28 protein-coding genes are annotated in these 26,385 nt (G+C 65.2%); 10 read left to right on the top strand and 18 right to left on the bottom strand.

The annotated features are described in order from the left end of the window. Nucleotides 1-72: 72 nt before the first annotated feature. Nucleotides 73-1,035, top strand: coding sequence for an AraC family transcriptional regulator (locus ACU8YE_RS06920; protein WP_414560641.1), 963 nt, complete (start codon nt 73-75; stop codon nt 1,033-1,035). 3 nt (nt 1,036-1,038) lie between these two features. Here ACU8YE_RS06920 and ACU8YE_RS06915 read toward each other — a convergent pair whose 3' ends face one another. Continuing rightward, nucleotides 1,039-1,956, bottom strand: coding sequence for a LysR substrate-binding domain-containing protein (locus ACU8YE_RS06915; protein ID WP_440476464.1), 918 nt, complete (start codon nt 1,954-1,956; stop codon nt 1,039-1,041). A gap of 234 nt (nt 1,957-2,190) precedes the next feature. On the opposite strand from ACU8YE_RS06915, the gene ACU8YE_RS06910 reads away from it, so the two are divergent. The 3 genes from ACU8YE_RS06910 to ACU8YE_RS06900 are packed head-to-tail and all read left to right on the top strand — an operon-like array spanning nt 2,191 to nt 6,234. Further along, nucleotides 2,191-3,492 carry an MFS transporter gene (locus tag ACU8YE_RS06910; protein ID WP_446928387.1) on the top strand — a complete coding sequence of 434 codons (1,302 nt, stop codon included), beginning with the start codon at nt 2,191-2,193 and terminating at the stop codon, nt 3,490-3,492. Between the two features lie 34 nt (nt 3,493-3,526). Further along, complete coding sequence (locus ACU8YE_RS06905; protein ID WP_322016696.1) at nt 3,527-4,738, top strand: M20 aminoacylase family protein; 1,212 nt, start codon at nt 3,527-3,529, stop codon at nt 4,736-4,738. A gap of 20 nt (nt 4,739-4,758) precedes the next feature. Further along, nucleotides 4,759-6,234 carry an amidase gene (locus ACU8YE_RS06900; protein WP_446928386.1) on the top strand — a complete coding sequence of 492 codons (1,476 nt, stop codon included), beginning with the start codon at nt 4,759-4,761 and terminating at the stop codon, nt 6,232-6,234. On the opposite strand, the gene ACU8YE_RS06895 is transcribed toward ACU8YE_RS06900, so the two are convergent. Beyond that, entirely contained in the window at nt 6,223-7,152 is a 930-nt protein-coding gene (locus tag ACU8YE_RS06895) for a LysR substrate-binding domain-containing protein (RefSeq protein WP_446928385.1), read from the bottom strand. The two genes, ACU8YE_RS06900 and ACU8YE_RS06895, sit on opposite strands and share 12 nt — an antisense overlap. Nucleotides 7,153-7,294: 142 nt before the next feature. Between ACU8YE_RS06895 and ACU8YE_RS06890 the strand changes: the two genes are divergently transcribed. Then, a complete protein-coding gene (locus ACU8YE_RS06890; protein WP_446928384.1) occupies nt 7,295-7,978 on the top strand; it encodes an FMN-dependent NADH-azoreductase in 684 nt (227 codons plus the stop codon). Here ACU8YE_RS06890 and ACU8YE_RS06885 read toward each other — a convergent pair. Genes ACU8YE_RS06885 through ACU8YE_RS06860 form a run of 6 tightly spaced genes read right to left on the bottom strand, consistent with a single transcriptional unit; the run spans nt 7,975 to nt 13,633 of the window. Then, nucleotides 7,975-8,823, bottom strand: a complete 849-nt coding sequence (locus ACU8YE_RS06885; RefSeq protein ID WP_446928462.1) for a phosphodiesterase — start codon at nt 8,821-8,823, stop codon at nt 7,975-7,977. The two genes, ACU8YE_RS06890 and ACU8YE_RS06885, sit on opposite strands and share 4 nt — an antisense overlap. A gap of 5 nt (nt 8,824-8,828) precedes the next feature. Continuing rightward, the gene (locus ACU8YE_RS06880; RefSeq protein ID WP_414560645.1) at nt 8,829-9,890 is read right to left on the bottom strand and encodes an ABC transporter ATP-binding protein; all 1,062 of its coding nucleotides are present in this window, start codon (nt 9,888-9,890) and stop codon (nt 8,829-8,831) included. Beyond that, nucleotides 9,887-10,684: an ABC transporter permease gene (locus tag ACU8YE_RS06875; protein ID WP_232042826.1), complete on the bottom strand. Its 798-nt coding sequence runs from the start codon at nt 10,682-10,684 to the stop codon at nt 9,887-9,889. Before ACU8YE_RS06875 ends, ACU8YE_RS06880 begins: the two co-directional genes overlap by 4 nt. Next, nucleotides 10,681-11,532, bottom strand: a complete 852-nt coding sequence (locus tag ACU8YE_RS06870; protein ID WP_446928383.1) for an ABC transporter permease — start codon at nt 11,530-11,532, stop codon at nt 10,681-10,683. The genes ACU8YE_RS06875 and ACU8YE_RS06870 overlap by 4 nt, the downstream gene beginning before the upstream one ends. A 2-nt stretch (nt 11,533-11,534) precedes the next feature. Further along, the gene (locus ACU8YE_RS06865) at nt 11,535-12,566 is read right to left on the bottom strand and encodes an ABC transporter substrate-binding protein (protein WP_446928382.1); all 1,032 of its coding nucleotides are present in this window, start codon (nt 12,564-12,566) and stop codon (nt 11,535-11,537) included. Next, nucleotides 12,563-13,633 carry a LacI family DNA-binding transcriptional regulator gene (locus ACU8YE_RS06860; RefSeq protein ID WP_446928381.1) on the bottom strand — a complete coding sequence of 357 codons (1,071 nt, stop codon included), beginning with the start codon at nt 13,631-13,633 and terminating at the stop codon, nt 12,563-12,565. Before ACU8YE_RS06860 ends, ACU8YE_RS06865 begins: the two co-directional genes overlap by 4 nt. A 241-nt stretch (nt 13,634-13,874) precedes the next feature. Here ACU8YE_RS06860 and egtB point away from each other — a divergent pair, with 241 nt between their 5' ends. Further along, nucleotides 13,875-15,173 (top strand): ergothioneine biosynthesis protein EgtB, encoded by a 1,299-nt coding sequence (gene egtB / locus ACU8YE_RS06855; RefSeq protein ID WP_446928380.1) that lies wholly within the window; start codon nt 13,875-13,877, stop codon nt 15,171-15,173. Between the two features lie 28 nt (nt 15,174-15,201). Here the strand turns inward: egtB and ACU8YE_RS06850 are convergent, their stop codons facing one another. From ACU8YE_RS06850 to mltG, 6 genes are all read right to left on the bottom strand, one after another. Further along, the gene (locus ACU8YE_RS06850) at nt 15,202-16,053 is read right to left on the bottom strand and encodes an ankyrin repeat domain-containing protein (protein ID WP_446928379.1); all 852 of its coding nucleotides are present in this window, start codon (nt 16,051-16,053) and stop codon (nt 15,202-15,204) included. Beyond that, the gene (locus tag ACU8YE_RS06845) at nt 16,037-16,840 is read right to left on the bottom strand and encodes a TatD family hydrolase (RefSeq protein WP_260802462.1); all 804 of its coding nucleotides are present in this window, start codon (nt 16,838-16,840) and stop codon (nt 16,037-16,039) included. The genes ACU8YE_RS06850 and ACU8YE_RS06845 overlap by 17 nt, the downstream gene beginning before the upstream one ends. Nucleotides 16,841-16,892: 52 nt before the next feature. Beyond that, nucleotides 16,893-17,312, bottom strand: a complete 420-nt coding sequence (locus ACU8YE_RS06840) for a PilZ domain-containing protein (protein ID WP_316871285.1) — start codon at nt 17,310-17,312, stop codon at nt 16,893-16,895. A 42-nt stretch (nt 17,313-17,354) separates the two neighbouring features. After that, a complete protein-coding gene (locus ACU8YE_RS06835; protein ID WP_414560648.1) occupies nt 17,355-18,365 on the bottom strand; it encodes a DNA polymerase III subunit delta' in 1,011 nt (336 codons plus the stop codon). Between the two features lie 81 nt (nt 18,366-18,446). After that, complete coding sequence (gene tmk, locus ACU8YE_RS06830) at nt 18,447-19,064, bottom strand: dTMP kinase (RefSeq protein ID WP_316881125.1); 618 nt, start codon at nt 19,062-19,064, stop codon at nt 18,447-18,449. Further along, a complete protein-coding gene (mltG, locus tag ACU8YE_RS06825; RefSeq protein ID WP_232042836.1) occupies nt 19,061-20,059 on the bottom strand; it encodes an endolytic transglycosylase MltG in 999 nt (332 codons plus the stop codon). Before mltG ends, tmk begins: the two co-directional genes overlap by 4 nt. Before the next feature lie 133 nt (nt 20,060-20,192). Between mltG and ygfZ the strand changes: the two genes are divergently transcribed. The 3 genes from ygfZ (at nt 20,193) to ACU8YE_RS06810 (ending at nt 22,482) form a co-directional block, all read left to right on the top strand. Next, nucleotides 20,193-21,233 (top strand): CAF17-like 4Fe-4S cluster assembly/insertion protein YgfZ, encoded by a 1,041-nt coding sequence (ygfZ, locus tag ACU8YE_RS06820; RefSeq protein WP_260802458.1) that lies wholly within the window; start codon nt 20,193-20,195, stop codon nt 21,231-21,233. 14 nt (nt 21,234-21,247) lie between these two features. Further along, nucleotides 21,248-21,538, top strand: coding sequence for a DUF4936 family protein (locus ACU8YE_RS06815; RefSeq protein ID WP_446928378.1), 291 nt, complete (start codon nt 21,248-21,250; stop codon nt 21,536-21,538). A 128-nt stretch (nt 21,539-21,666) separates the two neighbouring features. Further along, nucleotides 21,667-22,482 carry an NRDE family protein gene (locus ACU8YE_RS06810; RefSeq protein WP_024975660.1) on the top strand — a complete coding sequence of 272 codons (816 nt, stop codon included), beginning with the start codon at nt 21,667-21,669 and terminating at the stop codon, nt 22,480-22,482. 12 nt (nt 22,483-22,494) lie between these two features. Here ACU8YE_RS06810 and ACU8YE_RS06805 read toward each other — a convergent pair whose 3' ends face one another. Further along, nucleotides 22,495-23,403, bottom strand: a complete 909-nt coding sequence (locus ACU8YE_RS06805; protein ID WP_446928377.1) for a sterol desaturase family protein — start codon at nt 23,401-23,403, stop codon at nt 22,495-22,497. Nucleotides 23,404-23,503: 100 nt separating this feature from the next. Between ACU8YE_RS06805 and ACU8YE_RS06800 the strand changes: the two genes are divergently transcribed. Further along, nucleotides 23,504-24,409: a LysR substrate-binding domain-containing protein gene (locus ACU8YE_RS06800; protein ID WP_446928376.1), complete on the top strand. Its 906-nt coding sequence runs from the start codon at nt 23,504-23,506 to the stop codon at nt 24,407-24,409. Here ACU8YE_RS06800 and ACU8YE_RS06795 read toward each other — a convergent pair. The 3 genes from ACU8YE_RS06795 to ACU8YE_RS06785 are packed head-to-tail and all read right to left on the bottom strand — an operon-like array spanning nt 24,399 to nt 26,301. Further along, nucleotides 24,399-24,851: a GNAT family N-acetyltransferase gene (locus ACU8YE_RS06795; protein ID WP_232042840.1), complete on the bottom strand. Its 453-nt coding sequence runs from the start codon at nt 24,849-24,851 to the stop codon at nt 24,399-24,401. The two genes, ACU8YE_RS06800 and ACU8YE_RS06795, sit on opposite strands and share 11 nt — an antisense overlap. Before the next feature lie 9 nt (nt 24,852-24,860). Beyond that, on the bottom strand, nt 24,861-25,298 hold the full coding sequence (locus ACU8YE_RS06790; protein ID WP_024975656.1) for an acyl-CoA thioesterase: 438 nt from the start codon (nt 25,296-25,298) through the stop codon (nt 24,861-24,863). A gap of 22 nt (nt 25,299-25,320) precedes the next feature. Continuing rightward, on the bottom strand, nt 25,321-26,301 hold the full coding sequence (locus ACU8YE_RS06785; RefSeq protein ID WP_446928375.1) for an alpha/beta hydrolase: 981 nt from the start codon (nt 26,299-26,301) through the stop codon (nt 25,321-25,323). Between the last annotated feature and the right edge of the window lie 84 nt (nt 26,302-26,385).

Genomic DNA, 26,385 nt, shown 5'->3' with positions numbered 1-26,385 from the left:
GGTAGGGCCCGATAGCGGGACGGTCTATGTCATACAATCCGGTCTTGTTGATCAATCGTCCGGACTTTCGACATGCTCACTCCCCTGCCCGACGTGCACGACCTTGTCAGCGAGCTGCTGCTGGGCATGCGGCTGAGCGGTGTCCAGTACCGCCGTATCCACGTGGCGCGGCCCTTCGGGCTGAGCTTTGGTGAGGCGCCAGGGCGTGCGCAGTTCCACTTCGTGGGGCGCGGGCCCGTGTTGCTGCGCGACGCGTCGGGCGCAACCATGCAACTTGAGGCTGGTGATGCGGTGTTGCTGCCCCAGGGCACCCCACACGCGTTGCTGTCCGATCCGGATGCGCCTTGCCGCGAGATCGCCGGTTTTGAAGCCGCGAAGATCTGCGAGACGGTGGCGTCGGTGGGTGGCGGTACGGAAGCGGCCCCGGGCGATGCGCTCATTTTCAGCGCGTGCATGGAGCTGGATCTGGGTGGCATGCAGCCCTTGGTGGGCACGATGCCGGAGTTCATGCACGTCGGCACCCTGCTCGCGCGCTACCCGGAAATCCGCCCGATGCTCGATGCGATGGAGCGCGAATCGTGCTCCGAGCGCGCAGGCTTTGCCGGCATCCTCGCGCGGCTGGCGGACGTGGTGGCGGCCTTCATTGTGCGCGGCTGGGTGGAATGCGGTTGCGGCGACGCGACGGGCTGGGTGCAGGCGCTACGCGAGCCGAAACTCGGTCGTGCGATCGTCGCGCTGCATCGTGACCCGGGTCGCAACTGGAGCGTCGCGGAGCTGGCGGCGCAAGCAGGCGTCTCGCGCTCGGTGTTTGCCGAGCGCTTTCTTGCAGCGACCGGAATGACGCCCGTGCGCTATCTGACCGAGCTGCGAATGCGTCTCGCCGCGCAATGGATCACGCGCGACCGCGAGGCAATCGAAGCCGTCGCGTACCGGCTCGGCTACGGGTCTCTCGCTGCGTTTAGCCGTGCATTCAAGCGCGTCGTTGGGCGACCGCCGGGGGCGATGCGCACGGAAGGCGCCGAACTTGGGGCGTGATGGTCAGCGCTGGCGATAGTGCTGCGCCGCGTGCCGGATCTCTTTGCTGAATTCCGCACACACATGCGTCATCAGGTCCGCCGACCTATAGACCATGTAGACATTGAAATCCGGCAGCTCATCTTCCATCGGCAAGGTTTCGAGCGAGCCCGGCACCATGCGCAGCGGCCCGCCGGTGCCGCTGAAGACAAACTCCGACCACATGCTGACGACATCCGTCTTTGTGGCCAATTGCAGCCCCAGCAGATTCGACGCGCTTTGCACGATCCGGCGCGGGATGTCGAGGCGATGCAGACGCATCAGGCTGACCATCGGGCTACCCGGATCCTCCAGCGGGTCGAGCACCAGCCAGTCGGCATCCAGCAGCGGGCGTAGTCGGCGCACGCGGCGCAACGGATGGCCCGGGCGCACCGCCAGGCGCATCGGCACTGAAAACAGCGGCTCCCACTGAAAACTGCCCGTGCCGGGGCCGCTGTTGCTGGAGATCAAGCCGATATCGAGCCGCCCCTCCCGCAGCCCCTCCAGAATCTGCTGCGGACGCTGTTCGAAGCCGCGCAGCGCAACGTTGGGAAAGCGCTTGCGCAATGCCGCCATCGCATCTGGCAGCGGCCCGCTCGACGCCACGGCGGTAAAGCCGATGTTGAGTTCCGCCTCCGCATGGCCACGAATGGCTTCGATGTCTTCCAGCGCGTGACGCAGTTCCTGCTCGACCACACTCGCGCGCTTGACCAGCGCCATGCCATATGAGGTCAGGCTCACGCCGCGCACCGAACGCGACAGCAGCGTGACGCCAAGCTCCCTTTCCAGTTCCGCAATCGCCTTCGACAGCGCCGGCTGCGAGATATGCAGCCCGCGAGACGCTTCGTGGATGCTGCCGTGCTGTGCCACGGCCAGCAGGATGCGCAATTGGTGCAGCTTCACGTCGCTCCTCCCCATCATTGGGCGCACTGCCCGGCATTCAGCACGTCACCCGACATCGCCCCAATGATTCGCGGGCTTTCCCCGATAGCGGATGCAGGCCGGTTATGACGGCGATTCTATTTGGTTATCGGGATGAATATTTACGATTTTTTCCGGACGGCGGCTTGGCGGAATACTGCAAGCGCCCAAGGGTTCGCAGAAGCCCTCTCGCCAATACCCCGGATGGAGATCCACATGAATGACGCCACCCTGCAGACGCCGTTGCCCGCCTCGGTCGCGGCCGCGCCCAAGCCTGTCGGCCAGGCACGCCTGATCGCCGCATGCTCGATCGGCAATGCGCTGGAGATGTACGACTTCACGGTCTACAGCTTCTTCGCGCTGATGATCGGCAAGCTGTTCTTTCCGTCCGACAGCGCGTATGGCTCGCTGCTGCTGGCAGTGGCGACGTTCGGCATCGGCTTTGTGATGCGCCCGCTCGGCGGCTTTGTGATCGGCAACTATGCGGACCGCCACGGACGCAAGGCCGCGATGACGCTGACGATCGGGCTGATGGTCGTCGGCACGCTGTGCCTGGCGGTTGCGCCGACATACGCCACCGCCGGCCTGCTCGGCCCGCTGGTGATTCTGGCCGGGCGGTTGCTGCAGGGCTTTTCGCTGGGCGGCGAAATCGGTGCATCGACCGCGATGCTGATGGAATCCGGCGGTATTCGGGGGCGCGGCTTTCGCGTGAGCTGGCAACTGGGTAGCCAGGGCATTGCGGCGCTGTGCGGCGCGCTGACTGCGGCCATTCTGTACGGCAGCCTGTCGCCAGCAGCGCTGCAGAGCTGGGGGTGGCGCGTGCCGTTCTTCCTCGGCCTGCTGATTGCGCCGGTGGGCCTGTATATCCGCTCGCACCTCGACGAAACGCACACCGCCGAAACGCATGCCCCGAGCCCGCTCGGCACCCTGTTTCGCGATCACGGCGGGCTCGTCATCAAGGGCGTGCTGACGATCATCGGCGGGACGGTCGGCACGTATCTGGTGATCTATTTCATGCCGACCTACATGATCCGCGAGCTGCATCTGCCGCCTTCGCTGTCGCTGCTTGCCGGCTGCGTGACGGGGCTGACAAGCTTTGGCGCGTCGCTGCTCTCCGGTTGGCTGGCGGATCGCCTGCCACGCCGCAAGCCGCTGGTGGTGGGCGCAACGCTGGTCACCGTGGTGGCGCTCTACCCGGCCTTCTGGCTGATGACGCATTACCCGAGCGTGCCGCTGGTGCTGGCGCTGTCTGCGCTGCTGACCGGCACGCTGTACCTGGGCACCACGCCGATGCTGCTCATGATGATGGAGCTGCTGCCCATCAAGGTGCGCGCCAGTGGCCTGTCGGTCATCTACGCGATCGGCGTGACGGTGTTTGGCGGTTCGTGCCAGTTTGTCGTGACGTGGCTGCTGGCCCGCACCGGCAATCCGCTCTCCCCTGCCTTCTACATGATGGCGTGCAGCGCCATCACGCTGCTGACCGTGCTGAGCCTGCGCGAAGCGCGCGAAACCCACTGAACCCGATTCCTACCGCCCACCCCGGAGCCCCGACATGACCAAAGCCCCCACGCTCACGCCGTTTCAACTGCTGCCGCATCTGCTGCCGCCCGTCCACATCGATGCGGAAACGTTCGTCAACATCCGCCGCCAGATTCACGCGCAGCCTGAACTCGGTTTCGAGGTCGGCGCCACCAGCACGTTAGTGGCCGATCTGCTCAAAAGCTGGGGCTACGAGGTCCACACCGGCATCGGCAAGAGCGGCGTGGTGGGCCAGCTGAAGCTCGGCAGCGGCACGCGCCGTCTCGGCATTCGTGCAGACATGGACGCCCTGCCCATCGTTGAAGCAACCGGTCTGCCTTACGCCAGCCGCAACCACGGCAAGATGCACGCGTGCGGCCACGATGGGCACACCGCCATCCTGCTCGCCGCGGCCAAGGCATTGGCCGAGAGCCGCGATTTTGACGGCACGCTGAACCTCATCTTCCAGCCCGATGAGGAAAACCTGTGCGGTGCGCGCGCCATGATCGAAGACGGCCTCTTCGAGCGCTTCCCGTGCGATGCCGTCTATGCCTTGCATAACATGCCGGGTGTGCCGGCCGGTAGCTTCCGCGTGCTGCCGGGGCCGGTGAGCCTGTCTTCCGACGTGGCCGACGTCACCATCAAGGGTATGGGCGGACACGGCGCGATGCCGCATCGCGCGCGTGACCCGATTGCCGCATCGGCCGCCATCATCACCGCCTTGCAGACCGTGGTCGCACGCAACGTCGCGCCCGATGACACGGCGGTGGTGTCGGTCGGTTTCATTCGCGGCGGGGCAACGCACAACGTGATTCCGGAATCGGTGACGATCGGCCTGAATGTGCGTGCGGCGCGGCCCGAGACGCGTGCACTGGTGGAAATGCGCATTCGCGAGATCGTCAGCCTGACCGCTCAAGCCCATGGCGTTGAGGCGCAGATCGACTATCGTCAATTGACGCCGCCCATGGTCAACACCGAGGCCGAGACGCAACTGGCGCAGCAGGTCTGCACCGAACTGGTTGGCGCGGCCAACGTCGTCACCCAGGCGCCCAAGGGGCTCAACGGCAGCGAAGACTTTGCCTGGATGCTGAACGAAGTGCCTGGCTGCTACCTCATCCTCGGCAATGGCGAAGGTGAGTTCGGCGGCTGCATGGTGCACAACCCTGGGTACGACTTCAACGACCAGGTGCTGCCGTTGGGCGCGGCCGCCTGGGTGCGACTGGCACAGACCTACCTGATCGCGTGAAGTGAACTTCGAGTCAAGCAATGCAAGCGAATCTGAGCCATGCAGCCACACCGGCGGCCACCAACGAAGAGATTGTGCAATGGAGCGCGATCGAGCTATCGCGGCACATCCACGCGCGCGATGTGTCGTGCGTCGAAGTCATGGAAGCGTTCCTTGCGCAGATCGATCGCCATAACCCGGCGGTGAACGCCGTCGTCGCCCGCATCGATGGCGAATCCGCCATCGAGCAGGCACGCGAGCGCGATGTGCTGCTGTCGCAGGGCTTGTCCGGCGGCTGGATGCATGGTTTTCCGCAAGCGCCCAAGGATCTTGCCGCCACGGCGGGCATGGTGACGGCGATGGGCAGCCTCGCCATGGCGCGCAATGTGCCGACGCATGACAGCATCGTTGTCGAGCGCATTCGCCGGCAGGGCACCGTGCTGATCGGCAAGACCAATACGCCGGAGTTCGGGCTCGGTTCACATACCTACAACCGCGTGTACGGCACCACGTGCAACGCCTGGAACCCCGAGCGCTCGGCCGGCGGCAGCAGCGGTGGCACCGCCGCCGCGCTGGCGCTGAACATGCTGCCCGTGGCCGACGGCAGCGACATGATGGGCTCGCTGCGCAACCCCGCCGCCTGGAACAACATCTACGGCCTGCGTCCGAGCCTCGGCCGCGTGCCGTACGGCCCCACCGGCGACGTGTTTTTTCAGCAACTCGGCACCGAGGGCCCCATGGCGCGCAATCCGCACGACCTCGCCTGGCTGCTCGCCACGCAAGCCGGTTACGACCCGCGTGCGCCGCTGTCGCTGAGTGACGATCCGGCGTGCTTCATGCAGCCACTGCACCGGGATTTCCGGCAGGCCCGCATTGGCTGGCTAGGCGATTTTGGTGGCTACCTTGCCATCGATTCCGAAGTGCTGGCCGTCAACGAACAGGCGCTCGACACGTTCGATACGCTGGGCTGCCATGTCGAAACCGTACGGCCTTTCTTCGCCATGGACGCGCTATGGGAATGCTGGTGCACACTGCGCGCGCTGAGCGTGTCCGGCAACCTCGGCCTGCTGTACGACAACGCCGCCACGCGCGATTTGCTCAAGCCCGAAGCGATCTGGGAAATCGAGCACGGACGCAGCCGCACCGCCATCGACATCAACCGTGCCATCGCCACGCGTGCGAGCTGGTACCAGGCGCTGCTGCGGCAGTTTGCGCACTACGATTTCCTCGTCCTGCCCTGCACGCAGGTTGCGCCCTTCCCTGCTGAAGAACACTGGCCCAAGACCGTCGCCGGCCGCGCGATGGACACGTATCACCGCTGGATGGAAGTCGTGATTGGCGCCACGCTGGCGGGCGTGCCGGCGGCGAGCCTGCCGTCGGGCTTGACCGCCGAAGGCCTGCCGCTGGGCCTGCAGGTGATTGCGCCGCCCCGGTCGGAGTTTGCCTTGCTGCAACTTGCCGCCGCGTGGCACGAGGCGTTTGCGCCAGCGCGTGCGGCGTCGCCGCTATTGGGCTGAGCGATGCATGCGTGCCGTGTTTTCCCGGCACGCGCCTAGCCAATCCCACACCGCGCGCACGGCAACGTCGTCAAGCCGCGCAGACGGCGCCACGGCCCAGAAGGCGTAGCGCTGAATGACCGGCGCTGCGAACGGCTGGACGAGCGCGCCAGCCTCCAAGGCATCGCGCACCAGCGGCAGGTTCGCCAGGATCACACCCTGCCCGGCCATTGCCGCCGACATGGCGTGCCCGTCGTCGGACAGCACGATGCCCGTGTCGGTCTTGAGCGTTTGCTCGATACCAGCGGCGCGTGCCCACATCGGCCAGCCGATCGCCTGCGGCAGCGTGCGCTGCCATTCGGAGTGGATGAGCGGCACGCGCGCCAGATCGTCGTGCGACTGCACCTTCAGGCCCGGGTGGCAGACGGGTGCATAGGCGTCGCCAAAGAGCCGTTCGGTGACGAGTCCATTCCCCGTGGCCGGCGTATCGCCATAGCGCACCGCAAGGTCTGCACTGCCGCCATGCAGGTCGACCACGGTGTCGGACGCATGAATGCGCAGATCCACCTCCGGATGCTGCGTCGCAAATTCCCCAAGTCGCGGCACCAGCCAGCGGGCAGCAAGCCCCATCGGTGCCGTGAGCGTCACGCGCTGACGCCCCGGTTGTGCCTGCGTGCCGCGAATGGCATCGATGGCCTGGGCAAACGCGTCAAAGCCGGTATTGAGCACCGGGTAGAGCTGCTCGCCGGCAGCTGACAGGCGCAGCGCACGCACGTGGCGTTCGAACAGCACCACGCCCAGCGCATCTTCCAGGCGGCGGATCTGATGGCTGACAGCCGTGGGCGTGACCGACAGCTCGTCGGCAGCGCGCTTCATGCTGAGGTGACGCGCGGTGGCTTCAAAGGCGCGCAGCGCGCTCAGGGGTGGCAGTTTTCGCATGCGCGGGATTGTGTCACGGGCGCTTTTCCCGCGTGGGCGGCATGGATGAATCCATGTCAGCCATCGCGCGCAAAACATGTCGTTTGTCGCGCTGCGGCGCGGTTCGTAGAGTGGGCACACCTTCACTCATCAACGATCCAACATGACCCGCCTTCTGCATCTGGATTCCAGCGCCCGGCCGGGCAGCTCCGAGACTTCGCGCCATGGCTCGCACACGCGCCGGCTCTCCGCGCGCTTTGTACAGCGCTGGCTTGAGCATGCGCCCGATACGCAGGTCGGCTATCGCGACATCGGCGCCGAACCGCCGTCGCCCGTGGACGGCGGCTGGGTGCACGCCGCGTTCACGCCGCCCCCGCAGCGCGAACCCTGGATGCACGACCGCCTTGCGCAAAGCGATGCGTTGATCGACGAACTGCTCGCCGCCGACGTGATCGTGGCCGGCGTGCCGATGTACAACTTCGGCATGCCCGCGCAGTTCAAGGCGTACATCGACAATATCGTGCGCGTGGGCCGTACGTTCGGCTTCGACCGCAGCCGCACTGGCGAGCCCTATTGGCCGCTGCTGGCCGGCATGAACAAGCGCCTCGTCATCCTCAGCGCGCGCGGCGATTTCGGTTACGGCCCTGGCCAGCGCATCGCCCACATGAACCACGTGGAAGGCGGCGTTGCAACGGCATTCGGCTACATCGGCATCACCGATGTGGCCTCCGTCGCTATCGAATACGACGAGTTTGCCGACGAGCGACTGCGTGCGTCGATTGCATCGGCCGAAAACGATGTCGACGCGCTGGTCGCGCGTATGGCCGCCGCCGAGGAAGCGGCCTAGTCGATCAGCCGGCCATCCGCCTCAAAGAACGGATGCGGACCATCGAATTGCCCCACGTAGGCGAGGTGGCTCACCAGGCCCTGCCCCGGCACCCATGCGTGCACCTTGTAGGCGGGCGGCTCCATCACGAAGCCGGGCGCCGCGTCGGGGTCGAGATCCAGCGCCACCTGGTGCGCGGGTGATGGACATGTCGATGCGACGGTGCCCGCAAAGCGCACGTCAATGGAGCGATGCAGATGCCCGCAGATGATCCGCTCGACGTTGCCGGCCGCACGCACGATCTGCGCGAAGGCCGGGATGTCTTCCTCGGCCAGCGATTGCACGTCCATGTGGCCGATGCCGGTGGCGAACGGCGGGTGATGCATCGCGATGACGGTCGGGCGTTGCGTCTCGCATGCCAGCGCTTCGGCCAGCCAATCCAGACGCCGCACGCCCAGGCGGCCACCCGGATGGCCGGCGTCCAGCGTATCGAGCGCGATCAGGCGCACGTCGCCAATGTCGGTCCAGTATTGGAAAGCGCGCGTGTCTTGCGCGGTGGCCGGAATGGGCGCAAGCCAATCGGCAAACGCTTCGCGGGCAGCATCGCGGCCGTCATGGTTGCCCAGTACGGGCAGCATGCGGATGCCAGCCGCATCGAGCGGCGCCAGTACGGCGCGCAGGTGGGCGTACTCCTCTGGCGCGCCCGCGTCGACCAGGTCGCCGGTCAGCACGATGGCGTCCGGTTTCTCCGGCTGCGCCAGGATATGCGCCACGCAGCGTGCCAAATACGCCGCCGAGTCCACGCGCCGGTACGCCAGTCGCCCCGGGCGCTTGATATGAAGGTCGGTCAGTTGCAGGAAATGCATCAGCATCAGGCTTGCAGGGTCAGAAGGCGGTCTGCCGGAACATCGAAGCCGACCGCATGGCCCGGCGCGATTTGCTGGCGGCCGGGCACGTCGATGAACAGCGGCATGGCCGACACGCCCGCCACGCGCACGCGGGTGCGGAAACCGAGAAACACCGCCGATTCGACCGTGCCTTTGAGCGCGGCCTGGGCCGGGTCCGCCAGCACAGCATCTTCGGGGCGGAAAAACACGGCGTTGCCTTCGCCTGCCGGCACGAGGACGCGGCCACCCGCGCAGACGAACGCGCCATCCTCTCGCGCGCCGTCAAGCCGGTTCATGACGCCGATGAAATCCGCCACGTGCCGGTTGGCCGGCTGGAAGTAGATTTCGCGCGGCGTGCCGATCTGCGCAATGCGGCCGGCTTCCATGACGACGATGCGATCGGCCAGCGCCATTGCCTCTTCCTGGTCGTGTGTCACGTAGATGGTCGTGATGCCGAGGCTGCGCAGCAGGCGGTCCATCTCGGCGCGCACGGATTCACGCAGCTTGGCGTCAAGCGCCGTGAGGGGTTCGTCGAGCAGCAGCACGCGCGGCTCGGGCGCCAGCGCGCGCGCCAGGGCCACGCGTTGGCGCTGCCCGCCGGAGAGCTGATCCACACCGCGGTCTGCATACGGCGTGAGGTGCATCATCTCCAGCAGCGTGTTCGCCCGGGCGCTGATCTGCGTGTCGGACAAGCCGTTCTGCCGGCGCTGGATGCGCAGGCCGTATTCCACATTGCCCCGCACACTCAGGTTGGGAAATAGCGCGTAGCTCTGGAACACCATGCCGACGCGGCGGCGCTCGATCGGGCGCGCGGTGACGTCTTCGTCGCCAAAGTGCACGGTGCCGCCGGCGTCCGGCGCTTCCAGCCCGGCGACGATGCGCAGCGTGGTGGTCTTGCCGCAGCCCGAGGGGCCGAGCAGCACGACGGTTTCGCCGGCGGCGATATCGAGGTCCATCGACTCCAGCACGCGCTGGCCGCCGAAGTGTTTTCCGCAGCCGCGCAGCCGGATCGGCACGGGCGCGAGATGTAGGGGTTCGGTACTCATCGGGAAGCCTTTCCGTTGTTCACCCGCAGGCCGCCAAAGCGCTGCATCAGCACCAACAGCGGCACGATCATGACGAAGAAGATCAGCGTGTAGGCGCTGGCGATTTCCAGGCGCATCGACGCATAGGTGTCGGCCAGGCCGACCGGCAGGGTTTTGGTTTCCGGTGTGTGCAGCATCCAGGTGAGGTTGAACTCGCCCACCGAGAGCGTCACCACTGTCAATGCCCCGGCCAGGATGCCGGGCTGCACGTTGGGCAGAACGATGGTGCGAAAGCGCTGCCAGAACGACGCGCCCAGGCTGGCGGCGCCCTCCTCCAGCGTCTTCAGGTTCTGGCCTGCCGCCACGGCTGCAACCGAGCGCACCATGAACGGCAGCGTGAACACCACATGCCCGACGACGATGAACCACAGGCTCTCGCGAAAACCGCCAAAGCCGCCATAGGCCACGATCAACCCCAGCGCCGTCGCCAAGCCAGGCAGCGCCACGGGCAGCGTCAGGAATTCTTCGATCAGGCGGCTTGCACGGCTCTGACGCCGCGCCAGTACATAGCCCGCAGGCACGCCGGCCGCGAGCACGATCACCAGCGTGCACAGCGCCACCAGCAGTGACATCCAGATCGACGCCTGATACATATCCCAGACCTGGGCGACCCAATCGAGCGTCCAGCCACTCTTGAAGCCGCGGATGTAGTTGCGCGTCAGGCCCACGGCCATCGACAGCACGACGGGCACGATCAGGAACAGGCACAGCAGCAGCGTGATACCCCACTGGGCAATAGACAAAGCGCGCTTCATGCTGCCGCTCCGGTTGCGCTACCACTCGCCGTGCGCGCAATCGCCAGCACCAGCCATGTCACCACGCCCAGCACCACCGACAGCGCCGCCGCCATCGCAATACCCGCGTTGAGCGTGAACTCGGTATAGATCGTCATCGGCAACACGTCGATATCGGTGGCGAGGGTGAAGGCGGTGCCGAATGCCCCCATCGACGTGGCAAAGCAGATCGCGCCGGAGGCGATCAGCGCTGGCGCCAATCCCGGCACCAGCACATCGCGCGTCACCTGCCACGACGATGCGCCCAGCGATCGCGCCGCTTCTTCCAGTGAACGATCGAGCTTTTCCGCCGCTGCCATGACCGTCAGCACCACGCGCGGAATCGAGAAATACAGGTAGCCGAGAAACAGCCCGCCGATGGAATAGGCGAAGACCCATTTCTCGCCGACGAGCTTGTGCGTGAGGTCACCCAGCAGGCCCTGGCGCCCGGCCAGCAGGATCACCATGAAGCCGACCACCACGCCGGGAAACGCCAGCGGAAACGTCAGCATGGCGGTAATCATCCGCTTGCCCGGCACGTTGTGGCGCACCAGAAACAACCCGGCAATGGTCGAGAGAATGAGGGTCGCCAGCGTGACCGCCGCAGACAGCACCACCGTCGAGAACAGACTGCCCAGGTAGCGTGGTGTGGTGAGCGCCGCCGTGTAGGTGGCGACCAGCCCTTCGCTGCCGCTCACACGCAGCAGCGCGGCCATCGGCAGCAGCCAGAACGCGCAGAACAGCGCGACGGCCGGTGCCAGCAACGCCACCCGCCACCGTGCGGGCAACACCGCATCGTCGGGCAAGGTGGTTCGGGTGACGGTGCTCATGCTCAGCGGACCTCGTTCAGGTAGCGCGTGCCAAACGCCTGCTGGCCGGCTGCCATCTTGTTGAAGTCGACCGTCTTTGCGCGGGCGTATTCGCTGGCCGGCAGGAAGCGCGAGGCGGCTTCCTTGCTCATGGCGCTGGCGCGCACCGGGCGCAGATAGGCGTTGGCCCACAGCGTCTGGCCTTCGTCCGACAGCACGAAATCGAGCACCTTCTTGGCATTCTCGGCGTGCGGCGCACCGGCGGTCAGGCTCATCACATATGGCACGGCAATCGTGCCTTCCTGCGGAATCACAAACTCCACGTTGGCGTGATCCTTGTACTTGGCGCGATAGGCGTTGAAGTCGTAGTCCAGCAGGATGGGGATTTCGCCTGCCACGACGCGCGCGTAGGCCGTCTGCTTCGGCACGATCGGCGCGTTCTTCTTCAACTGCTTGAACCACTCGATGGCCGGACCGAAGTTGTCGAGCGTGCCACCCAGCGCCTGGTTGACCGCCACGGCGCCCACGTAGCCGACAAAGGCGCTGCTCGGGTCCAGATAGCCGACCATGCCCTTGTACTCGGGCTTGAGCAGATCCTTCCACGAGCGCGGCACGGGCTTGCCTTCCAGCGCGTCCTTGTTGACGAAGAAGCCCAGCGTGCCGGAGTGGATCGAGAAGAACGCGCCATCCGGGTCTTTCATGCCGGCCGGAATGTCTTCCCAATGCTTCGGCTTGTAGTTCGCGACCAGGCCCTTTTCCTTGGCCTGATACGCGGACGTGATGCCCAGATAGGCCACGTCGGCCACGGGATGCGATTTCTCGGCCAGCATCTGTGCGATGGCCTGGCCGGAATTCTTGTTGTCGAACGGCACGGTAATGCCGGTCTTTTCCTTGATGGCCTTGATTTGGCTGGCCCAATCGGCCCATTCGGGCGGGCAGTTGTAGCAGATGGCGACTTGCTGGCCAGCAGGTTGAGCCTGCACCGGCGCAGCCACGGCAAATGCGCCGGCAGCCACGAGGCCGCACGCGCGCAGCCATTGAACGAGACGTTTCATCGAGACGCTCCTTGCGTATCAGACGTGAGGGAAGAAACAACGGAGAGAGACGCTTCAGCCGGCGCACGGGCCAGCGTGCCGCCCGCCAGCAGGCGGTGCGGCAACGTAATCGAGGGCACCGCCTCGCCAGTGATGCGGCGGGCCAGCGCCATGGCTGCGTCGGTGCCGATCCGGCGATGCGGCTGCGCCACCGTCGCCAGCGTGGGCGAAAGCCACTGCCCCATCGCCAGGCCATCGAAGCCGACGACGCTCACGTCTTCTGGCACGCGCAGGCCCATCTCGCGCAGCGAGCGGATGGTGAGCAACGCAAGGCGGTCGTTGCTGCAGAAAATGGCGGTCGGCCGCGGCGGCGCCAGCAGGCGGGCCAGCTCGGCTGGCAGCATGGCGTCGGCATTGAAGTCAATTTCGACCGGCGGCTGCGGCGCAATGCCGGCCGCTTCCAGCGCTTCGCGGTAGCCGTCGTGGCGCAGTGCTGCACGGTCGGAGGCGGCCAGCGTGCCGGTGAGCATGCGGATCTGGCGGTGGCCCTGTGCGAGCAACGCGCGAATGGCGTCGCGGGCGGCGGCGCGGTTGTCGACGGTCACACAGCAGCGTGCAGGAATGCGCGCCTGGCCGACCGTGTCGTTGTAGACCAGCACATAAGGCACATGCTCGGCGTCGAGGCGATCGAGATGCGGATTGGCGGCGGCATTGGCCACGGTCAGGATCAGGCCGTCGACGCGCTGCTCGAGCATGGTCTCGATGGCGCGGGCTTCACGCTCGCGGTCGTAGGCGGTGGTCATGAGCATCACGCGCTGGCCTGTGATGGACGCAGCCTCCTCGATGCCCTGCATGCATTCGGCAAACACGGGGTTGGCCAGCGATGGCAGCACCACGCCCAGCAAGCCCGTGCGCTCGGCGCGCAACTGGCGGCCCAGCGCGTTCGGGCGGTAGTGAAGCGCATTCATGGCCGCCTGCACACGGGTCAGCGTCGACGCGCTCACCCGCTCCGGCGTATTGACCGCCCGCGACACCGTGGCAATCGAAATGCCGGCATGCGTCGCCACGTCCTTGATGCTGCTGCCCACTGCGTGCCCCTTGGAATGTGTAAACGTTTACATCGTAGGCGGCCGCAGTGACTGTTTCATGACAATCGATGCTGCAGTGCAGTCATCGCCGCAACGCAGCGTCGCCAGGGTTGTGCATGGCAAAGTTACAAAGCTCGCATATGCTTCTTACGAAAATGGGCAGGCGGCGTGCGCCAACGCGCGCGCAGCGGCATGGCCCACTTGCTGCTGTGCTGTTCTCGCTGCCTGCTCTGGAGACCCCATGCGCGTATCGCCCGTTTTTGATGTGTCAACTACCGCCCTGCCCGCGCTGATGCAGCACTACGGCGTCGTGCGAGCGCAATCGCTGGCCCTGGCCGCGCCCCTGTCCGACGCCGATGCCACCGTCCAATCCATGGACGACGCCAGCCCCGCCAAATGGCATCTGGCCCATACGACGTGGTTTTTTGAAGAATTCATCCTGGGCCCGAACGTGCCGGGCTACCGCTCGCCGGACGCACGCTATCGCTACCTGTTCAATTCGTATTACGAGACCGTGGGTGCGCGGCACCCGCGCCCGCGCCGCGGCATGCTTACCCGCCCCACGCTCGACGAAGTGCGTGCCTATCGGGCCCATGTCGATGCGGCCATGCAGCGCTTGCTGGCCGACGGCGTAACGGATGACCTGGCGCGCCTGATTACGCTTGGTCTGCACCACGAGCAGCAGCATCAGGAACTGCTGTTGACCGATCTGCTCCACTTGTTTGCACAGAATCCGCTATGCCCGGCCTATGCAGAAACGCCGCCGCCACGCGTGCATGCGGCGCCCACACAACCGGGCTGGGTGAGCTTCCAGGGCGGCGCAGTGCAGATCGGCAAAACCGAGTCCGATGCCGGTTTCATGTTCGATTGCGAAGGCCCGCGCCACACGGTCTGGCTGGAGCCCTATGCATTGGCCACGCACCCGGTCACCAACCGCGAGTGGCTTGCCTTCATGCAGGACGGCGGTTACCGGCAGCCAACGTTGTGGCTCTCCGACGGCTGGGCATGGGTGCAGCGCGAAGGCATTGACGCCCCGCTCTACTGGCGCGCCGGCATGGACGAGGCCGAAGGTTGGCAGCAGATGTCGCTGCACGGCCTGCAGCCGGTGGATCTGGACGCGCCGGTCACGCACGTCAGCTTTTACGAGGCCGATGCCTATGCCCGCTGGGCCGGCGCCCGCCTGCCGACGGAAGCCGAATGGGAGCACGCCGCAGAAGGTCTCCCCGTGCAAGGCAACTTTGCCGGACGGGGCGCACTACGCCCGTTGCCCGACCACGGCATCGCCGAGGCGGGCAGCCTGCGTCAACTGTTCGGTGATGTATGGGAATGGACCGCCAGCCCTTATGGCCCCTACCCGGGCTTTGAGCCAGCCGAGGGGGCCGTGGGGGAATACAACGGCAAGTTCATGTGCAGCCAGATGGTGCTGCGTGGCGGGTCGTGCGTGTCGCCAGAGGGGCATCTGCGGGCGACGTATCGCAATTTCTTCTACCCGCACCAGCGGTGGCAGTTCACCGGAGTGCGGCTGGCAAAGCGGGCGTGACGCTTCACGCCCGGTAGTTGCGTCGCGTCTAGCGGTTGCTGTCAAACAGCATGTTGGTTGGGGTGCCGATCGTTTCCTGGCCAGCCGGGCTGGGTGCCGCTGCGTCTCGTTTTGGTGCCGGCATTGGCGTTGACGTTGGCGTTGGTGTATCGGGCGCGCTTGCCTTGGCAGGCTGAGGGGCAGCCGCCGGAGCTGGCTGGCCAGCCTGCGCCGCCAGCTTGCGCCGGCGTGACTCCAACCCCGCCGCAATCTCATCCTGGTGATACCGCTTGGCGAAGTCGATCACGTCCATCTTCTGCTGGTTGCGCAGGTTCATGTCCGCGCCCTCGTCCAGCAGCAGCTTGACTGTCGTGATGTGCCCGCCCATGGCTGCCATCATCAGCGGCGTGGTCGCGTTGGGGCTTTCCGCATCGATATAGGCCGCGTGGTCGAGCAGGTATTTGACGATGTCGTCATACCCGTTGGTGGCGGCGTAATGCAGCGCGGTCCAGCCGGTCTTGTTGACCTCCACGTCGTAGGTTTCCACCAGCAGCTTCACCATGGGCAGCAGGCCCTGGTAGGCGGCCATCATCAGCGCGTTTTCGCCGGCAGCGTTGGTGCGCTCGAAATCGATGTTCTTGGCGCGGATGAGCGCCTCGGCCACCTCGATGTTCTTGTCCTTGAGCGCGTCGACCAAGAGAGGCGTGCCGTCGCGCGTGTTCAAGTTCGGGTCAACGCCCTGCGCGATGTACTTCTGCACCAGCGCCGGGCGGTTGTACTCGACGGCGTTGCGAAGATCGTCCTGCGGCGTGGCGAATGCTGCGCCTGACAACGCCATCGTCAGCGCCGCAGCCAGCGCGATCTTGTTCATCATTTGCGTCAAGTTATCGCGGTATTGCATTGAATAGATTGAAGAAATTTTCGGTGGTGACCCCGGCAATGCGCTCCAGCGGTTCACCCCGCAGCGTGGCCAGGAATTCGCCCACGTGCCGCACGTATGCCGGCTCGTTGGTCTTGCCGCGGAATGGCACCGGCGCAAGGTACGGCGAGTCGGTCTCGATCAGCATGCGATCCAGTGGCACCTTCTTGGCGGTTTCCTGCAGGTCCACCGCGTTCTTAAAGGTGACGATGCCCGAGAACGAGATGTAGAAACCCAGGTCCAGCGCGGCCTTGGCCACGTCCCACGTCTCGGTAAAGCAATGCATGACCCCGCGTGCAGCCTCGGCGCCCTCTTCGCGCATGATGGCCAGCGTGTCGTCAGCCGACGAGCGCGTGTGGATCACCAACGGCTTGCCGGTCTGCTTCGACGCGCGAATATGCGTGCGAAAGCGGTCGCGCTGCCATTCCATGTCGGCCACGGTGCGGTCGCCCAAGCGGTAATAGTCGAGACCGGTCTCGCCGATGCCGACTACGCGCGGGTGATCAGCAAGGCTCAGCAGACGCTCCAGCGTGGGCTCTTCAATGGCTCTGCCTTCCTCAATGTCCGCTTCGGCATCAGGGTGCACGCCCACCGTGGCGTACACGTTCGGTTCCTGCTCGGCGATCTCCAGCACGCTCGGAAAGTCTTCCAGCGTGACGGAAATGCACAGCGCGTGGGTGACGCGGTTTTCGCGCATGCGCGTCAACAGCTCGGGCAGGCGCGCGCGCAGGTCGGGAAAATTGATGTGACAGTGGGAGTCGACAAACATCGAATAATCAGAAGGTTACGGCGCAAACTTGATGCACCGTATAAGGAAAAAATCAGAGGGTTTGCGTCGGGCGCTGCGAGTTGATCTGCTTGCCGAGCAACTCTTCGATCACGCGGCGCAACACGCGGCACTGCTCATCTTCGCCAAGATGCACGCCAATGCCCGGCGTCTTGGCAGGAGTGCCCACCGGCGTGATCCAGGCCACCTTGCCGGCCACCTGATACTTCTGTGGGCGATCCAGCAGCGACAGCACGAGGAAGACTTCCTCGCCAATCCGATAAGGGCGCTGCGTGGGCACGAAGATGCCGCCGTTCTTCAGGAACGGCATGTAGGCGGCGTGCAGGCCAGCTTCATCCTTGATGGCCAGCGAAACGATGCCCGGACGGGTCGGAGCGCCCGGCGCCGTGCCGGCTGCAGCGGGCGTGCCAGGGATGACGGGGGTGCCGGGCGTACGAAGAGGTGCAGTGCTCACAGGGTGTCCACAGAGTGCAAACGTTCAGGTGCGGGTTCGGGTTCAGGCAGCCGGAAAGAGCTGCCGGTAATCCAGCAAAAGACTTTCGATGACAAGTCGCGCGGCAAGCGGATGCTGCTCGGTGCGGCGCCGCTCCGGCAAGGCACGCGCAAAACGTTCCAGGCGATCCAGCGGGATGCTATTCGCGCAACGTTGCAGCGCATCGCGTTGCCCCGGGAAATAACGCGGACGCCCCGCCAGCCGTGCCGCCATCAGGTCAAAGACCCACCGGTGCATGGTACTGAGAACGGCAGGCACCGACAATTTCTGTAAATGATCCGCCGTGGCGAGCGCATCAAGCTTGGCGCCCTGACCCAGCTGTTCGAGCAGGAATTGCAACAGCGGACGGTCTTCGGACTCGGCGGCGGCCAACGCGGCCAGCGGCGCATTGCCGAACTCGGCCAGCAGGTTTTGCGCGTGCGGCACGCCTTGCTGCTCTAGCCACTGGCGCGCCGCCTCGGGTTGCGGCGGCTGCAGCGGAAACTGCCTGCAGCGCGACAGGATGGTCGGCAGGATACGGTCGATTCGGTCCGTCACCAGCAGGAACACAGTGTTCTGCGGCGGCTCTTCCAGCGTCTTGAGCAGTGCGTTGGCACCCTCAGTCTGCAACGCGTCGAGCGGATACAGCACCACCACCCGCAACCCGGCCCGGTGCGTGCCGACCCCCACCCCCTCGATCAGGTTGCGCACCTGCTCCATGCGGATGATCTTGCTCGGCGCCTTTTTCTTGCCGTCGGCGTCTTTCTCCGTCTCGGGCGCGTCTTCCATGGCTTCCGGGCGCACGAGGTGGAAATCCGGATGGTTGCCCTGCGCAAACCAGTTGCAGGCCGCGCATGTGCCGCACGGCTGGCCGTCGGCCGCGGGCGTATCGCACAGCAGGCTCTGCGCGAAATGCATGGCGAAATCGCGCTTGCCGGTGCCAGCCTGGCCGTTGAGCAGAATCGCGTGCGGCAACTTGGCCCGCATGGCTTGCAGGCGGGACCAGTCAGCGGATTGCCAGGGATAAAGCATCATGAATCAATGGGTTGCGTCAGGTTGTTGAGGCAGAAACTCGTCGTGAAACCATTATTTCCGTATCCGAAATTGCCTGCAAAATCAGAGTGTTGCAAGCAGATTCTCTAAGTCTTTCTGGATATCGGCTCGCTCTCGGTTGGCGTTGAGCACGACAAATCGATCCGGCTCGGCTGCTGCACGGCGCAGGTATTCAGCACGGGTGCGCAAGAAGAACTGCGCGGACTCGGCTTCGAACTTGTCTGGCGTGCGGGCATCGGCCAGGCGTGCGGCGGCAATCTCGGGGGCCAGATCAAACAGGATGGTTTTGGTCGGCTGCAGGCCCTGCTGCACCCAGCGCTCCAGCACCTCTAGCCGGTCGATCGCCAAGCCCCTGCCGCCGCCCTGATAGGCGAACGTGGCATCGGTGAAGCGATCGGAGATAACCCAATCGCCGGCGTCAAGCGCAGGCTGAATCACCTCCGCGATGTGCTCACGGCGACCGGCGAACATCAGCAGCGCCTCAGTTTCAAGGTGCATGCGCTCGTGCAGCAGCACTTCGCGCAGCCGCTCGCCCAGCGGCGTGCCGCCCGGCTCGCGGGTGACGACCACCTTTTTGCCCTGCGGAGCAAGCTTCGCCTGCAACTGCTGGGCAAACCACGCGAGGTGCGTGCTCTTGCCCGCGCCGTCGATCCCTTCGAATGTGATGAACTTGCCGGTCATGGTTGGCCGCGCTGATATTTGTTGACGGCCCGGTTGTGGTCCGTCAGGTTGGTCGAAAACTGGCTGCTGCCGTCACCGCGCGCCACGAAATACAGCGCATCCGACGGTGCCGGGTTCAGCGCCGCCTGCAGCGATGCCATGCCCGGCAGCGCGATCGGCGTGGGCGGCAGGCCCGTGCGCGTGTAGGTGTTGTACGGGGTGTCGGTCTGCAGGTCTCGCTTGCGCAAGTTGCCGTCAAAGCTAGCACCAAGACCGTAGATGACCGTCGGGTCGGTCTGCAGCAGCATGTTCTTGCGCAGTCGGTTGACGAATACGGCAGCAATCATCGGCCGCTCCAGCTTCTGGCCGGTCTCCTTCTCGATGATGGAGGCCATGGTCAGCGCCTCGTACGGCGTCTTGTAGGGCAGATCCAGCGAGCGTTTCGCCCAGGCGTCATTCAGGCGCTTCTGCATCGCCTGATAGGCGTGGCGGTACAGCTCCACATCGCTGCTGCCACGCGCAAAAAGATAGGTATCGGGAAAGAACAGGCCTTCCGGGTTGGTTTCGGGCGCACCGATCTTGCGCATCAGGTCCGCATCCGACATGCCGGCCGTGTCGTGCTTGAGCGCGGGTTCCGCGTCAACCACCGCCCGCATCTGCCGCATCGACCAGCCCTCGATGACGGTAACGACGTAGTGCGTAACCTCGCCACGCGCCATCTTGTCGAGAATGGACATGGGCGTCGCGCCAGTCTCCAGCGCATAACCGCCGGCTTTGAGGCTCTTGGCGTTGCCCGTGGCACGCGCCAGCAGCGAAAACAACTGCGGCTGCACGCCGACGCCGGCATTGGCAAGCTGCTTGCCGACCGAGATCACGCTCGAGTTCGGTTTGATCACCACTTCCAGCGGCGACGCCGCCAGGCTCACTGGTTGCTGGGCCCACCACACCACACCGCCTGCTGCCGCCAGCACAATCAGCGTCGCCAGCAGGATCAAGCGTTTGAGAAAAGAGAACATTGTGTTGCGAATCTGCGTGTGGAACCGGCCGACACCGGCGATTTCCGCACTCTTGAAATGGATAGACAGGGCACAAGCTGCCCTTCAGACAGCCCAATATAATACCGGTCTATCCAAGGCCGCCCCGCACACCATGAACGATGTCTTCCACGATTTTGTCGATACGCTGAGCTTTCCGCCGCTCGACGTGCAATTTGACGCCGCCACGCGCGGCAGTGTGCTGTGCGCACCGACCGATCTCGCGCGCATCGCCGTTGAAGGTGCCGATGCTGCCGAGTTCCTCCACAACCAGCTTACCAACGCCGTTACGGGCCTTGGCCTGAACCAGGCGCGCCTGGCCGGCTATTGCTCGCCCAAGGGCCGGCTGCTCGCCACGCTGCTGGTGTGGCGTCAGGCCGATACGATCGTGCTGCAGACAGACAAGCTGATCGCGCCCGCGTTGACCAAGCGCCTGTCGATGTTCGTGCTGCGCGCCAAGGCCAAGCTGCGTCCGATGGACGAGTTCATCGCCATCGGCGTCGCCGGGCCCGATGCGGCAGAAGCGCTGCGTGAGGCCGGCGCCGTCTTGCCTGAACCCGATACCGTCAACGCGGTGGCGCAGCAGCCCGCCACGGTTGGCCAGCAGTTCGGCGCGGTCGTCCGCCTGCCGGATGCCGGCGGGCGCCCTCGCTATCAATGGATGGTCCATGCCGAGCACTTCCAGGACGCCTGGAAGACGCTGTCGTCGCGCCTGTCGTTGGTCGGCACCGAGGTGTGGGACTGGCTGAGCCTGCAAGCAGGGGTGCCGCACATCACCCTGCCCACTCAGGAACAGTTCGTCCCGCAGATGGTCAACCTGGAGCTCCTGGGTGGCGTCGATTTCCGCAAAGGTTGTTACCCCGGCCAGGAAATCGTGGCGCGCAGCCAGTATCGCGGCACGCTCAAGCGGCGCATGCAGCGCGCGCACGTGAATGCACCCACGTCCGCCGGTGCCGAGGTCTACAGCGCAACCGATCCGAACCAACCTTGTGGCATGGTGGTCAACGCCGCCATGGCGCCGGATGGTGGCACCGATCTGCTGGTCGAGCTGAAGCTGGACGCGCTCGACACCGTCATCCACCTGGCCACAGCGGACGGGCCGGTTCTGACGTTGCAAAACCTGCCTTACGCCATTCCCGTTTCAGAAAACGCCTGACACCGTACCCCATCATGGCCGACCACCTGTTCGTCTACTTCCGCATCGCCGAGCATGACGCTGCCGCTGCGCTACCGCGCTGGCAGCGTTGGCTCGAAACCGTGGAAGAGGCGACCGGCGTGGCCGGCGCGTTGATGCGCCGCCCGGAAACACGCGACGGCCAGGCCACGTGGATGGAGTCCTTCGACGATGTCCCGCCCGCCTTTGCCGCCACACTGGCGGCGCTGTGGGAAACCGGCGGCCCGCGCGAATTCGTCGCGGGTGAACGCCACGCCGAGCTGTTTGTCGATCTGGAAAACAGCTGACGGCGCCCTGCCGCAATCGTCATCGCAAAAATCCGGCAGGCTGCTATGCTTGGCCGAAGCCCGCGCGACACAGATCGTCACATTGGCCATTGGCCGTTCGTTACGCGGCATGTTCAAAGGAAGTGCTCATGTGTTTGATTCTCACGGCCTGGCACGCCCACCCCGACTACGCGCTGGTGGTGGCCGCCAACCGGGACGAATTCTATGACCGCCCTGCCGCACCGCTGGCGTGGTGGAGCGACGCGCCCAATGTGCTGGCCGGGCGTGACATGGCCCAGGTGGTCGGTCACGCAGGCACGTGGATGGGCATGACGCGCGACGGCCGCTTTGCCGCGCTGACGAATTACCGCGCACCTTCTGAGCGCCGGCCCGATGCGCGCTCGCGCGGAGAACTCGTCTCGAATTTCCTGACGGCGGACGACATGTCGGTGCCCGCCTATCTCGATAGCCTCACCGCCCGCGACCGTGCCTACAACGGCTACAACCTGCTGACCGCCACACGCGACGAACTTTGGTGGACAAGCAACCGCGCCGAAGCGCCGCGCAAGCTCGCGCCTGGCCTCTACGGGCTGTCCAACGCGCTGCTCGATACGCCGTGGTTCAAGGTGCGGCACCGCATGGCCGCCTTTGCCGAGGCGCTGGCCGCAGATACGGGCCGGCACGGCAACGCGCTGGATGTGGCGCGCTATCTTGATCTGCTGTCGGAAACGCGCGAGGCGCCGACCGCCTCCTTGCCCGCAACGGGCGTGGCGCCGGAGTGGGAGAAGCTGCTTTCCGCCGCCTTCATCCGTTCACCGCGCTATGGCACGCGCGCCAGCACCATCGTGCGCATTCGCCACGACGGCTGCTTCGACGTGACCGAACGCCGCTTCGACGCTCAGGGCCAGATTGGCGAGACGCGCTACCTCGGCGTGCTCGATACCGTTACGCACGCCGATACGTAAGCGCCGCCCCGCTCAGGCCGCCTCCTGCTTGGCGCTCGCGGGCTGATCTCTTTCCATTTCCATTTCGGTGACGGCGCCGCCGCCAGGGCGCAATGCCGAATGTTCGCGCTTGGACTGCACCAGCGGATAGAACATCTGCGCCGTCCACGGTTCGGCGCCGAACAGCACGTCATCCTGCAAGCCAATCTTTGCGGGATATTTGCGCGTGATGTGCGCGGTGCCGAACAGCACATCCCAGAAGAACAGCAGGTTGCCGAAATTGCCCTTGTAGTGGCCGATGCCGTCGGCGTTGGTGAGTGCGTGATGCGCCCAGTGCGTGGCGGGCGTGGAAATCGTCCGCTCGATCACCCACATCAGCGGGCGCAGTACGCGGATGCGGTATAGCGGCGCATCCCAAGGCCAGGCGCAATGCGCGCCAACAATGACGGCCAGCTTGACGACCAGATACGCCGCATAGACCGGGCCAAAGCCCAGGTACACGGCCACGCCGCCAATCCACAGCCCCGGCATCATCAGGTAGTAGAAGAAGTTGTTGCGGTACGTCACTCGCACGCTCATGTACGACGCGCTGTGATGCGCACGGTGCAGCGGCCACAACAACGGTGTGTGCGAGGCGCGGTGCCAGAGGTATTGCGTGAGGTCGTCGCCGATGAGCAGCAGCCCCGTCATCGCCCACCAGGGCAGATCCGCCCAAGCGTTGTGTTGTGTCGGAATGAGCCACTTGCACAATGCGTTGCTGCCCAGCAGCGCGATCGGCTGGGTGACGGCGACAAGGCTGATGAACATCAGCACCTCGAGCCAGGCATCGTTGGCCGTTGCGCGGCCACGCACGTTGGCTTGGTAGCGCCGCGTGACGAACTCCATGGCGGCAAATCCCAGGATGCAGGCGACGATCAGCGCGTGCTCCATGTGCGAACTCATTGGTGTCTCCTCGCTTTTGTTGTGGAGACAAGCCTAGGAGTGCCCCATCAATGCGTCCAATGCATAATGAACATCTGTTTAATGCACAAGACGCAACGCCATGGATTTGCGCCGCCTGAGTCACGTCGTAGCCCTTGCCGACACCCTGCACTTCGCGCGGGCCGCGCAAGCAGTGCATCTGAGCCAGCCCGCATTCAGCCGGAGCATCCAGGCGATTGAAGACGATCTGGGCATCCGCCTGTTCGATCGCGAAACCGGTGACGTGCGCCCCACGCCCGCAGGCGAATTCGTCATCGAACGCGCGCGGCGCCTGCTGTTCGAGGCGCGCTGCTTGCAACGCGACGTTGATCTGTATCGCGACAGCCAGCTCGGCGATACAGCCTTCGGCGTCGGGCCGCTGCTGACGGCGACGTTGATGCCGCGCGCGCTGCAGGAACTGCGGCTGCAGCATCCCCGGGTCGCACTGCGCATGGAGGTCGGCAATTGGGTGCAACTGCTGGAGAGCCTGCGCAGCGAGAACATCGAATTCTTTGCCGCAGACGTGCGCGACATGCCGAAAGACGCCGCGCTCGATATCCAATTGATTGGAGGCCAGCCTCCTCACCTGTACGTACGGGCTGGACACCCGCTTGCGGGGCGTACGCACACGCTGCGTGAAGTCTGGGAATACGGCATTGCCGTACCGAAACTCCTGAGCCCATCAAAGGTGGAGCTGGCGATGCTGCTTGGCCTGCCGGCAGGTCAGGAAGCCAGCATCGCGCTGGAGTGCGACAACTACGGCGTACTGAAAACGGTTGCACTGTCGACGGACACCGTGCTGGGTGCCACGGATGCCGCCGTGCGGGAGGAACTGGAAAGCGGCGCGCTGGTGCAGCTGGCGGTGAAGGGTTGGCTATCACCGCCATCCACGACGGGGATCGTGCGGCTGCACGGCAGAACCGCGTCGCCAGCAGCGCAGGCGGCCATCGCAGCCATTGTGCGGGCCGCCCAGGACATCAACGTGTAAGCACGCGGCGCATGGTCCGGTGCGGAATGCCGGCCTCTTCAAACTCTTCACCCTCGGCCGTAAACCCCGCGCGCACGTAAAACGGCATGGCGTGGGTTTGCGCGTTCAGGATCAACTCGGGGTAGCCAAGTGACTGCGCCTTGTCGATCAAGGCCTCCAGCACGCGCGCCCCGACGCCCGTGCCCCGCGCTTCCTTGCGCACCGCCATCCGGCCGATATGACCGTCGGGCAGCAAGCGGCCCGTGGCAACGGCGCGCCCAGCCGTGTCGTGTGCCAGCGCATGCCAGCACTGGTCATCCCACTCGTCCCATTCCAGTTCAACGGGCACGCCCTGTTCGGTAACGAACACGTCGTAGCGGATGGCGCGCGCTTCTTCGCGCACGGCGTCCCAGCGGGCAACTTCAACACCGGCAAGCGGGCGGACAGATTCAGGGGCAGTCATGCTCAGTTCTCACACTTCAGGCTTCAGGACTTCGAAATTGAGGATGCGCTCGCGCAGCGTGTCGGGAATCGGCGCGGAGGTCTGCGTGGCAGGGTCAGCACACACGTAGATGACTTCGCCGGTGACAAGGTGCTCGTCTGCGCGATACATCTCGATGATAAATCGCATGCTGGAGCGGCCCAGGCGCGCCACACGGCAGCGCAGGTCCAGCTCGTCGTCAAACCGTGCGGAGGCGTGGTATTCGAGCGTGGATTTGACCACGTAGAAATCCACGCCAAAGGTGTCGACCACATCCACCGGATACCGGACGCCGATGCTGCGCCAGTATTCGGTGATGCAGACATCGGCGTACAGCAGATAGTGGCCGTTGAAGACGATGCTCTGCGCATCGACTTCGGCCCAGCGTACGCGCAGCGGCGTACTGTGGCGGAAATCCTCGATCGCCATGCGGTCTCCTTGTGTGCTCTCGTCAGGGGGATTCGGTCTCGGTGCCGAAGGCGCGGCGTAGCGCGTTGGCGGCATCGCGGTGCGCGTCTTCCACGGCCGGCACGAAGCGCCCGATCTTGAAGAAGTCGTGAATCATGCCTTCGTACAGTTTCAGCTCGACCGGCACCTCCGCCACGCGCAGCTTGTTGGCGTAGCCGATGCCGGCATCGCGGATTGGGTCGAAGCCCGCCACGGCAATCCACGCGGGGCACACGCCGGTGACGTCTGCGCCGTGGCCACCGGCATCCAGCGGGGCGAAGCGCCAGTCGTCGCGGTCGGCATCGCTGCGCAGGTATTGCGAGAAAAACCAGTGGATCATCTCCTGCGTCAGCAAGTAGCCCTCGGCAAACTCGCGGTGCGACGGGGTGGATTCGCGCGCGGTGGTGCCCGGATAGATCAGCAGTTGCAGCACCGGCGCGAGGCCGCGGTTGCGTGCCTCGATAGCAGTCACGGCAGCCAGCGTCCCGCCCGCGCTGTCGCCGCCGAATGCGATGCGGGCAGGGTCGGCGCCGATGGTGGCGGCTTCATCGAACACCCATTGCAGCACGTCGAATGCGTCGTTCGCTGCGGTCGGAAATTTCCACTCGGGCCCAAGCCGGTAATCCACCGACAACACCATCGCCCCCGATTTGGCCGCCAGCGACCGGCAGAGCTGGTCGTGCGTCTTGATGCTGCCCACCGTAAAACCACCGCCGTGGAAATACACCAGCAACGGCAACGGATCGGCCCAGCTTGTCTCACGCGCCGCGTATGTGCGAATGGGGATGACATGGCCATCGCGCGCCGTCACCGTCAGGTCGTGCACGGCTTCCAGCGGGATGGCTGGGATGTCGACGATGGGGCTGCTTTTTTCGTAGGCGATCTTGGCGTCGGCCGGGTCAAGGGCATTCAGCGGCGGACGCTTGGCACGCGCCACCAGCTCGAGCAACTGGGCGACGTGCGGGTCGAGAGAGGGGTGCTGCATTCGGGGCGGGAACTGAACGATCGTTCTAATTTGGCTATCATCGCAGTATCCATTGAACCACGCCCGCACGACAAGACGGGCGAC

The organism is Ralstonia sp. VS2407 (assembly GCF_052950655.1).
This window is presented reverse-complemented; position numbering and strand designations above follow the sequence as displayed.

Excerpts from the sequence above, each read along its gene's own strand:
- ACU8YE_RS06875 (WP_232042826.1), bottom strand. The coding sequence starts at position 10,684 with ATGAAGCGCGCTTTGTCTATTGCCCAGTGGGGTATCACGCTGCTGCTG.
- ACU8YE_RS06910 (WP_446928387.1), top strand. The coding sequence starts at position 2,191 with ATGAATGACGCCACCCTGCAGACGCCGTTGCCCGCCTCGGTCGCGGCC.
- ACU8YE_RS06815 (WP_446928378.1), top strand. The coding sequence starts at position 21,248 with ATGGCCGACCACCTGTTCGTCTACTTCCGCATCGCCGAGCATGACGCT.
- ACU8YE_RS06845 (WP_260802462.1), bottom strand. The coding sequence starts at position 16,840 with ATGTTTGTCGACTCCCACTGTCACATCAATTTTCCCGACCTGCGCGCG.
- ACU8YE_RS06870 (WP_446928383.1), bottom strand. The coding sequence starts at position 11,532 with ATGAGCACCGTCACCCGAACCACCTTGCCCGACGATGCGGTGTTGCCC.
- ACU8YE_RS06850 (WP_446928379.1), bottom strand. The coding sequence starts at position 16,053 with ATGCAATACCGCGATAACTTGACGCAAATGATGAACAAGATCGCGCTG.
- ACU8YE_RS06800 (WP_446928376.1), top strand. The coding sequence starts at position 23,504 with ATGGATTTGCGCCGCCTGAGTCACGTCGTAGCCCTTGCCGACACCCTG.
- ACU8YE_RS06920 (WP_414560641.1), top strand. The coding sequence starts at position 73 with ATGCTCACTCCCCTGCCCGACGTGCACGACCTTGTCAGCGAGCTGCTG.
- ACU8YE_RS06885 (WP_446928462.1), bottom strand. The coding sequence starts at position 8,823 with ATGCATTTCCTGCAACTGACCGACCTTCATATCAAGCGCCCGGGGCGA.
- mltG (WP_232042836.1), bottom strand. The coding sequence starts at position 20,059 with ATGTTCTCTTTTCTCAAACGCTTGATCCTGCTGGCGACGCTGATTGTG.
- ACU8YE_RS06810 (WP_024975660.1), top strand. The coding sequence starts at position 21,667 with ATGTGTTTGATTCTCACGGCCTGGCACGCCCACCCCGACTACGCGCTG.
- ACU8YE_RS06895 (WP_446928385.1), bottom strand. The coding sequence starts at position 7,152 with ATGCGAAAACTGCCACCCCTGAGCGCGCTGCGCGCCTTTGAAGCCACC.
- ACU8YE_RS06785 (WP_446928375.1), bottom strand. The coding sequence starts at position 26,301 with ATGCAGCACCCCTCTCTCGACCCGCACGTCGCCCAGTTGCTCGAGCTG.
- ygfZ (WP_260802458.1), top strand. The coding sequence starts at position 20,193 with ATGAACGATGTCTTCCACGATTTTGTCGATACGCTGAGCTTTCCGCCG.
- ACU8YE_RS06880 (WP_414560645.1), bottom strand. The coding sequence starts at position 9,890 with ATGAGTACCGAACCCCTACATCTCGCGCCCGTGCCGATCCGGCTGCGC.
- egtB (WP_446928380.1), top strand. The coding sequence starts at position 13,875 with ATGCGCGTATCGCCCGTTTTTGATGTGTCAACTACCGCCCTGCCCGCG.
- ACU8YE_RS06905 (WP_322016696.1), top strand. The coding sequence starts at position 3,527 with ATGACCAAAGCCCCCACGCTCACGCCGTTTCAACTGCTGCCGCATCTG.
- tmk (WP_316881125.1), bottom strand. The coding sequence starts at position 19,064 with ATGACCGGCAAGTTCATCACATTCGAAGGGATCGACGGCGCGGGCAAG.
- ACU8YE_RS06835 (WP_414560648.1), bottom strand. The coding sequence starts at position 18,365 with ATGATGCTTTATCCCTGGCAATCCGCTGACTGGTCCCGCCTGCAAGCC.
- ACU8YE_RS06795 (WP_232042840.1), bottom strand. The coding sequence starts at position 24,851 with ATGACTGCCCCTGAATCTGTCCGCCCGCTTGCCGGTGTTGAAGTTGCC.
- ACU8YE_RS06900 (WP_446928386.1), top strand. The coding sequence starts at position 4,759 with ATGCAAGCGAATCTGAGCCATGCAGCCACACCGGCGGCCACCAACGAA.
- ACU8YE_RS06865 (WP_446928382.1), bottom strand. The coding sequence starts at position 12,566 with ATGAAACGTCTCGTTCAATGGCTGCGCGCGTGCGGCCTCGTGGCTGCC.
- ACU8YE_RS06805 (WP_446928377.1), bottom strand. The coding sequence starts at position 23,403 with ATGAGTTCGCACATGGAGCACGCGCTGATCGTCGCCTGCATCCTGGGA.
- ACU8YE_RS06890 (WP_446928384.1), top strand. The coding sequence starts at position 7,295 with ATGACCCGCCTTCTGCATCTGGATTCCAGCGCCCGGCCGGGCAGCTCC.
- ACU8YE_RS06790 (WP_024975656.1), bottom strand. The coding sequence starts at position 25,298 with ATGGCGATCGAGGATTTCCGCCACAGTACGCCGCTGCGCGTACGCTGG.